This window comes from Nocardia arizonensis (assembly GCF_001310275.1).
Lineage (GTDB): Bacteria > Actinomycetota > Actinomycetes > Mycobacteriales > Mycobacteriaceae > Nocardia > Nocardia arizonensis.
In genome coordinates, this window is record NZ_LGYZ01000081.1 from 182,588 (window position 1) to 195,309 (window position 12,722).

Sequence of the window (12,722 nt, forward strand, 5' to 3'; positions counted from 1 at the left end):
CGCTAGCCCACGACCGCGCCGACCAGCATGTAGGCCGTCCCGATATCCATCACCACATGCGGCACCATCACCCCGGCGGATGGGACGCCGAATCCGTGTCCGCGGCCCGTGATCGCCGCGACGAGGATGACGACGGCGTCGAGGCAGAACAGGACGGCGAAGAGGAGGGCGGGCACGGGCGCAGGCCCGGCATGCCCCATCGCGGAATGGCCGGACATGGCGTAGAGCATGGCGGCCGCGGCCAGCAGGTGGTAGCCGAGCGCTCCGCCGGTCCGCACGTGGAAGTCACCGCGCCACCGTGCGATTCGCTCGATCAGCAGGATCGCGAACACGACGGTCATGGCGGTCAGCACCCCGCGTAACGCCTGCGGATTCGACCCGGTGGGGAAGACGAGCATGCTCAGCATCACCATGCACATGATCAGGTGCGCCGCATCGGACTCGCGGTGGTCGATTACCGAATCACCATGCGGCGAAGGCGAACTGCCGACCGTGACGGCGGGTCGCGGGGTAGCGAGACGGACCACCACCAGCGCGGCCGTCATGCCGAAGACCGCCACCACCGCCCATCGCATCGCGGCGTACTGCTGCACGAACTGCGACACATCCACCACCTCTGACGCGCGGAATCACCGGCTTTCCATGTTCGCATCCGAACCCGCCCGGAATGCGACGTTTGTCATGCCACGGCGGTGCCCCGCCGACGCCACCGCCCTGCCCTGCACGGACGAACCAGGCAGCGGTGACCGATGTCGTCAACGATCGCGTCGAGCACCGCCGCGGCGGGCCGGGGTGACACCGCCGGGTTGCCGGTTCCGTACCGCGTTCGCCGACCCGGGACGACCGCGCCCGACCGTGCGCCCGGTGTTCGGCCCGGTCCGAGCCTCACACGGGTCGGTGTCACAGCCGGCGCAGCACCCGCTTGCGCACCTTGCCGGTCGGCGTGCGGGGCAACTCGTCGACGAACAGCACATCGCGCGGCACCTTGAACCGGGCCAGATGCTCGCGCACATGGTCACGGACCTCGTCGGCGGTGAGGGTATGCCCCTCGCGCACCACGACCACGGCCCGCAACCGCTGCCCGTAACGTTCGTCGTCGACCCCGAAGGCGCTGGCCTCGCGCACCGCGGGATGGGCCGCGAGCAACTCCTCGACCTCGCCCGGAAAGACGTTCTCACCGCCGGAGACGATCATGTCGTCGTCACGACCGTCGACGAAGAGTCTTCCCGCGCGGTCGAAATGGCCGATATCCCCGGTGCTGGTCAAACCGCGGACCCGAAGTTTGTCGCGGCCGTCGGTATAGCCCTCGAACTGTAAGGCGTTGCCGACGAATATGCGCCCGCTGCGTCCGGGGGGCAGTTCGTCACCCGCCTCGTCCAGGATCTTCACCCGGGCGCCGGGCGCCGGAGGGCCCACACAGCCGGGTGCGCGTGCCAGATCGGCAGGTGTGGCGATGGTCGCGTAGGCGACCTCCGTCGACCCGTAGAGGTTGTAGACCACCGGCCCGAAGGCCCGCGTGACCCGCGTGCACAACTCCGCTCCGAGCTGTGATCCGGCGACGAAGACGATCCGCAGCCGCGAGAAGTCGCGGCCCGCGCGCGCCTCGGGGCCGAGATCGACCATGCGGCGCAACATGACCGGCACCGCGATCAGCGCGGTCGCCTTGTGCCGGTGCAAGCTGTCGAGTACGGCCGCGGGATCGAAGCGACGGCGAACGACCAGCGTCGAGCCGAATCCGATGGCCATCATCGCCTGCGCGAATCCAAGGGTGTGGAACAGCGGCGCTGGACATTCGGTGACCTCGCGGGCGCGAAACGGCACCCGGGCCAGGATCGCGCCCAGCGGTGCGAGCGAGGTGGGTTCACCTCGATCGGCGCCCTTCGGCGTGCCGGTGGTTCCGCTGGTGAGCAGCACGATCCGCGGCGCGACCGCGGGTGTACGCGGGCGGGTGCGGGGTCCGGCGGCGATCAGATTGTCGAGGGTATCGACATCCGGGGTTTCGACCCAGGCACGGTAGGCTCCGCGCGGCAGGCGCAGCCCGCTGATCAGTGGCGTGAACTCGTCGTCGTGGACCAGCAGGTCCGTGCACTCGCGGGCGAGCACCTCGCGCAGTTGCGGTGCGGCGAAATCGGTGTTGAGCAGGATGATCCTCGCGCCGCATTTCGCCGCGGCGAAGACCGCGTAATGGAATCCGCGGTGATTGCGCACCAGCACGCCGACGCCCTCACCGTCACGCAATCCACGTGCCCGCCACGCGTTGGCGAGCGCGGTGCTGCGTTCATCGAGCTCGCGGAAGGTGACCGGACCCGCCTCGTCCAGAATCGCCACGCGGTCGCGATAGCGCAGGGCCGCCACCGTGGGGAGTCCGCCGAGCATGCCCGCCCGCAGGACGGCGGCGCCCATCCGCGCGAGTCGATCGGGGCGTTCCGGCGTCACGAGTCCGGCACGGACCGCTAATGCGGCGTAATAGGTTTCGTCGGCGGCCCGGCGCACCGTACCCACCGCGGCCGTGCCGAGGGTCTCGGCCAGTCCCACGTCCACCTCCCGTACTTGTCCGGTCCGCCCGCACGTCGACGGCATCGGTGCCGTCGACGTGCGGGCATGCGCCGTCAGACTAGATCGCCGCCACCGACCGCGTCGAGCATGATGGTCCGATGCCGCACCGCGCCGACCCGCTCCGTCCCGACAGCCTGCGCCTGACCGAGGACGACCTGTCGAATCCCGCGCTCAGGTCGTTGCTGGACGACCATCTGCGCGAGATGCGCGCCAACTCGCCCGAGGGCAGCATGCACGCCCTCGATCCGGCCGCGCCGCGCGATCCGGCGGTCACCTTCTGGTCGGCCTGGGAAGATCGCGACCTCGTCGGCTGCGGCGCGCTCGAACAGCTCGACGCCGCGCACGGCGAGATCAAATCCATGCGCACCGCGTCGGGTCACACGCGCCGCGGTGTGGCCACCGCGGTGCTGACCCATCTCGTCACCGTCGCCCGTGTCCGCGGCTACCGTCGCCTGAGTCTGGAAACCGGTGCGGCCGAACACTATCGACCCGCGGTTCGGCTGTACGAGCGGCACGGCTTCACGATCTGCGCGCCGTTCGGCGACTACGCCGAGGACCCGCACAGCATCTTCATGGCATTGCCGTTGACCTGATCGCGCTGCCCGGCGACCGTGTGCGTCTTTCCCGAAGTACGCCGATCCGGTCCGTGGGCGCCGGGCTCCCCCGGCACGGCCCCGGTCGGGCCCACTAGGCTGGGTGGAGCCATGACCAGGACAGCCGACACCGCGACACGCGCGCTGCGCACCCGACTGGCGAACCTCTCCCTCCGCGACGAGTACCGGCTGCGTCGCAGGCTGGATAGGGCCCGCGGACCGGAGATCGCCGATATCGCGGCGGAGATCACCGCGGCGGAATCCCGGGTCGAACAGCGGCGCGCGGCGGTCCCTTCGATCCGTTACGCGGAGCACCTGCCGGTCACCCAGCGCCGCGAGGACATCGCCGAGGCGATCGCGCGCCATCAGGTCGTGATCGTGGCCGGTGAGACCGGTTCGGGCAAGACCACCCAGATCCCGAAGATCTGTCTCGAACTCGGGCGTGGCATCCGCGGCACCATCGGCCACACCCAGCCGCGCAGGCTGGCCGCGCGTACCGTCGCCGAGCGCATCGCGGAGGAGTTGGGTACCGAACTCGGCGATATCGTCGGCTACACGGTCCGCTTCACCGATCAGGCATCCGATCGCACATTGGTCAAACTCATGACCGACGGTATCCTGCTGGCCGAGATCCAGCGCGACCGGCTGCTGCGCCGCTACGACACGATCATCATCGATGAAGCGCACGAACGCAGCCTCAATATCGATTTCCTGCTCGGCTACCTCAAACAGTTGCTTCCGCGACGGCCGGATCTGAAGCTGATCATCACCTCGGCCACCATCGACCCGGAGTTGTTCGCCCGGCATTTCGCCGACGCCGCGGGCACGCCCGCGCCCATCGTCGAGGTCTCGGGCCGGTCGTACCCGGTGGAAATCCGCTACCGGCCGCTGTCACTCGAGGTGCCGGTCGCCGATCCCGACGACGACGAGGACACCAGGATCGTCGACCGCGACCCCGTCGACGCCATCGGCGAGGCGGTGCGCGAACTGTTCGCCGAGGGCGACGGCGACGTGCTGGTCTTCCTCTCCGGCGAACGCGAGATCCGCGACACCGCCGACGCGTTGCGTGATCTGCGATTGCCGCGCACCGAGATCGTGCCGCTCTACGCCCGGCTGTCGGCCGCCGAACAGCACCGGGTGTTCCAGCCGCACACCGGACGTCGCGTGGTGCTCGCCACCAATGTCGCGGAGACCTCGCTGACCGTGCCCGGCATCCGCTACGTGGTCGATCCGGGAACCGCTCGTATCTCCCGCTATTCGATGCGGACCAAGGTGCAACGGCTGCCCATCGAGGAAATCTCGCAGGCATCGGCCCGCCAGCGCTCGGGACGTTGCGGACGCGTGGCCGACGGCATCGCGATCCGCCTGTACTCCGAGGAGGATTTCCAGGCCAGGCCCGCGTTCACCGAACCGGAGATCCTGCGCACGAATCTGGCGGCGGTCATCCTCCAGATGACCGCGCTCGGACTCGGCGATATCGAGAAGTTCCCATTCGTGGAGGCCCCCGACAAACGCGCCATTCGCGACGGCATCGCGCTGCTGGAGGAATTGGGCGCGCTGGCCCGGCACACCGAACGCCGACCCGCGAAATCCGCCGCGCCACGGCAGGATTCCGGCGAGACCGGGGCCGAGACGGAAGCCGCCGCGCAGGCGAGCCAGACCGAACCCGCCGCGGCGCTCTCGCTCACCGCGACCGGCCGGGAGATGGCGCAGATCCCGGTCGATCCGCGCATGGCCCGCATGCTCGTGCAGGCCCAGCGCACCGGATGTCTGGCCGACGTGCTGATCATCGTGGCGGCGCTGTCGATCCAGGACGTGCGCGAGCGCCCCGCCGAATTCCAACAGGCCGCCGATACCAGCCACGCCCGTTTCGTGGTCGACGGCTCGGATTTCCTCGCCTTCCCGAAATTGTGGGAGTACCTTACCGAACAGCGGAAGTCCCTGTCGTCCAATCAGTTCCGACGGATGTGCCGCGATGAATTCCTCCACTACCTGCGTATCAGGGAATGGCAGGACCTGCACGGTCAGTTGCGTACCATCACCCGCGGACTCGGCTGGACCGCCGAAACCCCCGAGACGCCCGTCGAGGGCGAGAGCGGCGACCGGCCCGTCGGGGGGCGGCGCGGACGTGGCGGCGCAACCCGTGGCGACACAGCGTCCCGTGGATCCGGGGCAGGCCCCGCCGCGCGCACCGCCGACGGCGAGGGCGTGCCGTGGGACGCCACCGCGATTCATCAGGCGCTGCTGGCGGGCATGTTGTCGCATATCGGCGTACGCGAGGCCGAATCACGGGAATTCCTCGGCGCGCGCAATGCCAAGTTCATGATCTTCCCCGGGTCGTCGCTGGCCAAGAAGCCGCCCCGCTGGGTGATGGCCGCCGAACTGGTGGAGACCTCGCGGCTTTGGGGCCGCATGGCCGCCAGGATCGAACCGGAGTGGGCCGAGCGTCTCGCGGGCGATCTGGTGAAACGGACCTATTCCGAACCGCATTGGTCGGCCAAACGCGGTGCGGCCCGCGCCTACGAACGCGTCACCCTCTACGGCATACCGCTGGTGACCGGGCGGCCCGTGGACTATGGGCGCATCGACGCCGAACTCTCGCGCGAGTTGTTCATCCGGCACGCACTGGTGCAGGGTGAATGGCAGACCCGCCACGAGTTCTTCCACCGCAATCGCGAACTCGTCGACGATGTCGCCGACCTCGAGCACCGGGCCCGCCGCCGCGACATCCTCGTCGACGACGAAGTCCTCTTCGAGTTCTACGACCGCCGTATCCCCGCCGACATCGTCTCGGTTCGCCACTTCGACACCTGGTGGAAGCGCGCCTCCCGCGCCGATCCGGCACTGCTGGACTTCACGAAGTCGACGGTGATCAACGATTCGGCCGCGCGTCTGGACCCAACGGACTTCCCGGACGCCTGGCGCCAAGGCGAACTCGCCTTCCCGCTCAGCTATCAGTTCGAGCCCGGACAGGCCGACGACGGCGTCACCATCGCCATACCGGTGGAACACCTGGCCCACGTCCGCCCGGTCGGCTTCGACTGGCTGGTGCCCGGCATGCGCGAGGAACTGGCCGCCGCCTACATCAAGACCCTGCCGAAGTCGTTGCGTCGCAGTGTGGTTCCGGCTCCCGACTTCGCCGCCGCCGCACTGGCCGCGCTCACGCCGCGCTCGGAACCGCTGCGCACCGGATTGGCGCGGGAACTGTCGCGGCTGGGGTCGGTCACCATCGCCCCCGCCGATCTCGACCCCGCGGCGCTGCCCGACCACCTGCGCATGACCTTCGCCGCCGTGGACGGCGACGGCACGGCGCTGGCCAAGAGCAAGAGCCTGACCACGCTGAAAACACAGCTGGCCGAACAGGTCTCGAAATCCGTGGCACGTGCGACCGCGGGCGCCGAACGCGCGCCCGCGACGGTGTGGACCTCGGAGTCGCTCGGCACTCTCGCGCCGACCGTGCGCCGCGAGGTCGCGGGTCAGATCGTGACCGGCTATCCGGCGCTGGTGCCCGAACGAGACGGCGTCGCGGTGCGCGTCCTCAGCTCCCCCACCGAACAGGCCGCCGCCATGCGCGCGGGCACCCGCGCCTTGGTGCTGGCCGCACTGCCGACCTCGGTGCGCGCCGTCACCGCGAGTCTGCCGCCCAAGGACCGCCTGACCCTGAGCCAGAATCCGTACGGCGGCGTCGAGGCGCTGGTGGAGGACTGCCGCGCCGCCGCGGCGGATGAGCTCGTGGCCGCGGCGGGTGGTCCGGTGCGTGACCCGGCCCATTTCGACGCGCTGGTGACGCGCATCCGGCCCGAGTTCACCTCGACGGTCGCCCGCCTGGTTCGCTCGGCGGTGCCGGTGCTGGCCGGGGCGCACCGGGTCGCGGCCGCACTGGCCGATACCGGTGAACGCGATATCGCCGACGATGTGCGCCGACAGCTCGACGACCTGGTCTTCGCGGGCTTCATCTCCGAATGGGGCAGCGCACGGATGCGCGAACTACCCCGTTACCTGGAGGCTGCTCGCGTCCGACTGGCATCATTGCCCGCCTCGGCCACCCGCGACCGCCAGGGCATGGTCGAGGTCGACCGGGCACTGGCCGCCTACGACCGGCTGATCACCGCCCTGCCCGAACACCGCGCGCAGGCCCCCGATGTCGTCGAGATCTGGTGGATGATCGAGGAATTCCGGGTCAGCCTCTTCGCACAGCGACTGGGCACCCCGTACCCCGTCTCGGTCAAGCGGATCGAGAAGGCGATCGCCGCCATCAGGCGCTGAGTGGGCTCAGTCGAGGGCGAGAGATGCCGCCCGCGCCGCGCGCATGTGCTGGATCTCGCGTTCGAAATCCTCGGCCGAGGTGAACGAGCGGTAGACCGAGGCGAAGCGCAGATAGGCGACCTCGTCCAGGTCACGCAGCGGTCCAAGGATCGCCAGCCCGACCTCGTGGCTGGGTACCTCGGGCGAGCCCTTCGCGCGCACCGCGTCCTCGACCTGCTGTGCGAGCAGGTTCAGCGCGTCGTCGTCGACCTCGCGTCCCTGACAGGCGCGCCGCACGCCCCGGATCACCTTCTCCCGGCTGAACGGTTCGGTGACACCGCTGCGCTTGACCACGGACAGGATGGCGGTCTCTACCGTGGTGAAACGGCGTCCACAGGTCGGACACGAGCGTCGACGACGAATGGCCGCACCTTCCTCGGCCTCGCGTGAGTCGACGACCCGGGAGTCGGGATGTCGGCAGTACGGGCAATGCATCCGAGAGATCCTTCGTCGATGCGCGCGCTCGCGTCCGGCCCGGCATCCGGTCTGGGCGACCGGCCCGGCGAGCTCGTGTTCAGGGGCGTGAACCCGGCACGAGGTATACCTCCGTTGACGGCTGGTGCACCTCTCTTACAAACGTCGAGGATACTCGGCGCGTCACCGGGGCTTTCGCCCGGAGCCGGACAGGACGATTCGACCGCCGACGTGCCATTGCCCGGACATGTCGGAGATCGACCCGGGCGGACGCGGCGGCAGCGCGCCGCGCGCGGACTTCACGCGCGAAGGTTCGCCCGCCGAGTGCGGCGGAGCCTGATCGAGAAGGAGGCCGATCGTGAAATTCGGTCACGCCGTGTCAGCGCGGTAAGTATTCCCCCGACCACTGCTGAACCGTCTCCGAGGACGGTGACGGCGCCTCGCCGGGCAGGCCGTCTGCCCGCCAGTGCGCGATCGCGATGAGCGCCGTCACCGCGAGCGCGCTGAGCAGCGCCGCGATCGCCAGCGCCGCGAAACCCACCTCGGCACGCTCGACCCGGGTCCGCATACCGTCCGCGCCGTGCGGCGCGCGAGCGAGTGGCGCGCGCACCGAACCCCGTCGGTCCAGCCGGGCCGCGGTGGCGGGCCTGCCATCGCGCGGACGCCGCACCGCGGCCCGCCGCGGTGCGGCGTCGAGCGACCGCGGCCCACCCGGACGCGTCTCACGCGGCTTCGGGGTCGAGGCGAAGGGAATGTCGAGATCGCCCTGCCCATCCCGGTGGACGCCGATGGCCTCGAGGGGAGCGGGCAGGGCGGTGGCTCGGGCGTCGTCGCGGATCGCGGTGTTCATCGGACAAACCTCCGTGAGGGGTGCGGTGGATGGCTCGAAGGAGTCGCTATTCGATCACTTGTTCGAAGAACTGGTGTTCGATTTCTACCACGCGTCACCGGCGATGTCAGCCCCAACACCCGACATGCGTCGAACAGATGTTTGAAACATTCCGGCGCCCGGACTAAATTCGGACTGCGACAACATCAACAGGAAGGCGGTTGCCGGTGAGCCACACAGACGACACGGGCGAGGAGAGCGGAGTCGGGACCGATCCGTCCCCGACCGGGGAAGACCTCACCGTGCGTCAGCGCAAGGTACTGGAGGTCATCCGCACCTCGGTCAGCGAGCGCGGCTACCCGCCGAGCATCCGCGAGATCGGCGACGCCGTCGGTCTCACCTCCACCTCCTCGGTCGCCCATCAACTGCGCGCCCTCGAACGCAAGGGCTATCTGCGCCGGGATCCGAACCGGCCGCGCGCGGTGGACGTCCGCGGACTCGACGAGGCGGTGCGCGCGGTGACCAGCCTGCCCGCCGCGGTCGACGACACCGACACCGTGATCGATTCCGATCATCCGGCGCCCACCTACGTGCCGGTCCTCGGCCGTATCGCCGCCGGTGGCCCGATCCTCGCCGAGCAGGCCGTGGAAGACGTCTTCCCGCTGCCGCGCGAACTCGTCGGCGACGGATCGCTCTTCCTGCTCAAGGTCGTCGGCCAGTCGATGGTCGACGCCGCCATCTGCGACGGTGACTGGGTGGTCGTACGTCAGCAGAACGTCGCCGACAACGGCGATATCGTCGCCGCCATGATCGACGGCGACGCCACGGTGAAGACCTTCAAGCGCACCGGCTCGGATGTCTGGCTGATGCCGCACAATCCGCTCTTCGAACCGATCCCGGGCAACGACGCGCGCATCCTGGGCAAGGTCGTCACGGTGATCCGTAAGATCTGACGCATCGCGCGGCCGGGACGGCGGGGCGCGGCCTCACCGTTCCGGCCGCCGCGGGGCGAACTCGCGCGCCGCGGTGGCGAATTCGAGCACACTACCTTGTGACAAGCCACCATATGAGCGCTATTCCTTGTGAAGATTCATGCACCGCGAAAGTGTTCGGCGCCAGCGTCATTCGGCTAATCTCTGCATCCGGGTGGTGCCGGAATCGCGGTATCCGGCGTCGGGGCCGGGGGGCGCCCCCGCTGCCGACGCAGCCGCCGCACTCCCCGGAAACAAAGGAATCATCCCCTTGCCTCGGACATTGACCAGGATCTTGGCGGTCCTGATCACCCTGTTTTCTGCGGGTTCGCTGATGACCACCGCAGTCGCCGACCCGCTGTATCCCTCCCCCGACCCGGACGTCTTCTTCACCGCGCCCGCCGATCTCGCCGACAAGGCACCCGGCGACGTCGTGCGCACCCGTCGCATCGACACCGGAATCTATGTCGGCACCGACGGCTGGCAGGTGGCATTCCGGTCGACCAATTCCGCGGGCAAGCCGATCATGGGCGTCACCACGGTGCTGGTCCCCACCGGTGTGCGGAATCCGCCGCTGGTCTCGTATCAAGCGCTCATCAATTCCCTTGGCAGCAAATGCAATCCGTCACGGTCGCTGTTCAACGGGGAATTGCAGGACGCGGTCGGCGCCATGCTGCCGATCGGGCGCGGCTGGGCGATCTCGCTGCCGGATTACCTCGGCCCCCAAGTCGCTTACGGGGCGGCGAGGTTGAGCGGGATGGTCACCCTCGACAGTGTGCGCGCGGTGCAGCGCGCTACCGAGATCGGTCTCGGCAGCTCGCCGGTCGCGCTCGCGGGCTACTCCGGCGGCGGTATGGCCACGGCATGGGCGGCCGCCATGCAGCCGAGCTACGCGCCCGAACTGAAACTCGCGGGCGTGGTCGCGGGCGGTATTCCGGCCGATCTCGAACAGATTGCCCTCGGCCTCGGTTTCGAACCGCATCCCGGTTTCGGCCTCGCCTTCGCCGCGGCGATGGGGCTCGAGCGCGAATACCCGGACCGGCTGCCGATCTCGGATCAGCTGAACCCCACGGGCCTGTGGTTCCGTGATCTCACCCATGACGAATGCCGCCGGTTCCTGCTGTTCCACGGGGCGATGCGCAGCGCCGAACAGCTCGCGGCCTCGAAATCGCTCATGGACAGCCCCGCGGCCCGAGAAGTGCTGCACGAGAACAGCCTTCGACTGTACTCCGGCGTCCCGGCCGCGCCGATGTACATCTGGCAGGGCGTCTACGACACCCTCACGCCGTTCAATTCGGTGAAGGAGGTCGCCGACCGGTACTGCAAGGCCGGCGCCCGACTGGACTTCGTGCCCTACGAGATCGCCGAGCACATGACGACCGCGGTGGCCGGTTTCGCCGACGCGTGGAATTACGTCGAGGCCCGCTTCCGCGACGAACCCGCCCCCGTGCACTGCTGATCCGGCGCGTGCGAAATGCGGCCGGGAACGGAGTTCCGTGGTCTCCGTTCCCGGCCATTCCTCATGGGATCAGCAGCATCCCGAGGAATCCCTGAAACGCACCGACGAGTTGCTCGATGAAGTGCGGGATCATGGTTCTTCCTTTCTCGATCACTGAGCCGGCGCGGAGATCGGAGCCGGCCCACCCGTCGGCCGACATGTCGCCGCGACGTTCACCAGGTATTCGATGTCGGACGCGGCGAGGATGGGATTTCGCCCGCGACCGGATCGTCGAGCAGGTGACGCCACACCGATCGCCCGAGCGGTACGGAGATGTTCGCGACAGTGGCCGCGCCGAGATGGGGCCGATGCGTCGCCGGGCGACAATGGGGCGGTGACCGATGTGGTGTGGTATGCCTCCTACGGCTCCAATATGCACTCCGCCCGCTTTCGCTGCTACGTGGCGGGCGGCATGCCCGAGGGCGGCGCGATCGACCTGCCCGGCTGCCGCGATCGCACCTTCCCGACCCGCACCCTTCCCCTGCTGCTGCCCGGCGTCGTCTACTTCGCCACCGAATCCCTCACCTGGACCGGCGGCCGCGCCTTCTACTCCCCGGACGCGCCGGGTGAGACCGCCGCGCGCGCCTATCTCGTCACCGCCGCGCAGTTCAGCGATATCGTCGCCCAGGAGATGTACCGACCGCCCGGCACCGACCTCGACCTCACCGAAGTCCTCGAATCCGGCCGCTTGGCACTCGGACCCGGCCGCTACGAAACACTGGTCGACGCGGGCACACTCGGAGGATTCCCCATCCTCACCTGCACCGCCCCGCGCGACTATGTCGACCTCCCCCGCAATCCCCCGTCCGTCGCCTACCTGCGCCATCTGGCCGCGGGTCTCGCCGAGGCCCACGAATGGCCGGTAGCGAAGATCGCCGCCTACTTGGCGAGTCGTCCGGGAGCTTATCCGTACTGGTCCCCGGACTCCGTCGCGGCACTGCTCACCTCACCGACACGCACCTGATCGCAGTGGCACAGCCGCGGAGCCGACGCAAAACACCTCCGCGACAGGAGAACACGTCCACCGACCCGGACGACCCCCACCCCGACGATCTCGACCCGGCCCCGGGCAGCGAGCGGCTCACGTGCTTCTCGAGCTGCCCGAGATCGGCGAAGGCGGCATACAAACCGGTGATCGCGCCGGTGTCCTTCAGTTCAGTCGCCGCCCGGAACGGCGGGAGGAACCACGGGCCGACGATCCCGTCCACGACCACGTCGTAACCGCCGCGCGCGAAGGTCACGACGGTACCGACGATCGCAGCGATGACCACTTCGTTCTGGCGGTGCGCCTCGGGTAGGTACGGCAGGACGAAGCCGCTGCGGATCGAGCGGTAGAACAGGTCGGTCGTCAGGTGCGCCGTCGGCACCGCCGCATCGGCGGCGAGTCGCTCCGCGACGGTCGTTTTCCCCGCTCCGGGCGGGCCGGTCAGGATGGTCACTTCACCGAGCACGATCCCGAAAGGTAGTCACCCGATCCGGCAAGAACCAGTCTTTTCTTTTCGGCCGCCTTCAGCCGATGACGTCAGGCAGCCGCTCATTCGGGCACGCGCCCGGTA

General features: G+C 69.0%; 10 protein-coding genes. 5 read left to right on the plus strand and 5 right to left on the minus strand.

Annotation, left to right across the window (positions count from 1 at the left end):
- Positions 1-2: 2 nt before the first annotated feature.
- The gene (locus APZ21_RS16390) at positions 3-605 is read right to left on the minus strand and encodes a DUF5134 domain-containing protein (RefSeq protein ID WP_156371120.1); all 603 of its coding nucleotides are present in this window, start codon (positions 603-605) and stop codon (positions 3-5) included.
- Between the two features lie 295 nt (positions 606-900).
- Positions 901-2,535, minus strand: a complete 1,635-nt coding sequence (locus tag APZ21_RS16395; protein ID WP_054814397.1) for an acyl-CoA synthetase — start codon at positions 2,533-2,535, stop codon at positions 901-903.
- A 119-nt stretch (positions 2,536-2,654) separates the two neighbouring features.
- Between APZ21_RS16395 and APZ21_RS16400 the strand changes: the two genes are divergently transcribed.
- Together APZ21_RS16400 and hrpA are read left to right on the plus strand one after the other, a co-directional pair.
- Positions 2,655-3,149 carry a GNAT family N-acetyltransferase gene (locus APZ21_RS16400; protein ID WP_082393164.1) on the plus strand — a complete coding sequence of 165 codons (495 nt, stop codon included), beginning with the start codon at positions 2,655-2,657 and terminating at the stop codon, positions 3,147-3,149.
- 111 nt (positions 3,150-3,260) lie between these two features.
- Complete coding sequence (gene hrpA / locus APZ21_RS16405; protein ID WP_054814165.1) at positions 3,261-7,415, plus strand: ATP-dependent RNA helicase HrpA; 4,155 nt, start codon at positions 3,261-3,263, stop codon at positions 7,413-7,415.
- A gap of 6 nt (positions 7,416-7,421) precedes the next feature.
- On the opposite strand, the gene nrdR is transcribed toward hrpA, so the two are convergent.
- Positions 7,422-7,889 carry a transcriptional regulator NrdR gene (gene nrdR / locus APZ21_RS16410; protein WP_054814166.1) on the minus strand — a complete coding sequence of 156 codons (468 nt, stop codon included), beginning with the start codon at positions 7,887-7,889 and terminating at the stop codon, positions 7,422-7,424.
- Positions 7,890-8,247: 358 nt separating this feature from the next.
- Positions 8,248-8,718 carry a hypothetical protein gene (locus APZ21_RS16415; protein WP_054814167.1) on the minus strand — a complete coding sequence of 157 codons (471 nt, stop codon included), beginning with the start codon at positions 8,716-8,718 and terminating at the stop codon, positions 8,248-8,250.
- 206 nt (positions 8,719-8,924) lie between these two features.
- Between APZ21_RS16415 and lexA the strand changes: the two genes are divergently transcribed.
- From lexA to APZ21_RS16430, 3 genes are all read left to right on the plus strand, one after another.
- Positions 8,925-9,650, plus strand: coding sequence for a transcriptional repressor LexA (lexA, locus tag APZ21_RS16420; RefSeq protein WP_054814168.1), 726 nt, complete (start codon positions 8,925-8,927; stop codon positions 9,648-9,650).
- Between the two features lie 289 nt (positions 9,651-9,939).
- Complete coding sequence (locus tag APZ21_RS16425) at positions 9,940-11,127, plus strand: lipase family protein (RefSeq protein WP_420845274.1); 1,188 nt, start codon at positions 9,940-9,942, stop codon at positions 11,125-11,127.
- A gap of 373 nt (positions 11,128-11,500) precedes the next feature.
- Positions 11,501-12,130 (plus strand): histone deacetylase, encoded by a 630-nt coding sequence (locus APZ21_RS16430; protein ID WP_239476662.1) that lies wholly within the window; start codon positions 11,501-11,503, stop codon positions 12,128-12,130.
- Here the strand turns inward: APZ21_RS16430 and APZ21_RS16435 are convergent.
- On the minus strand, positions 12,108-12,605 hold the full coding sequence (locus APZ21_RS16435; RefSeq protein ID WP_204249108.1) for an AAA family ATPase: 498 nt from the start codon (positions 12,603-12,605) through the stop codon (positions 12,108-12,110). The genes APZ21_RS16430 and APZ21_RS16435 overlap by 23 nt on opposite strands.
- Between the last annotated feature and the right edge of the window lie 117 nt (positions 12,606-12,722).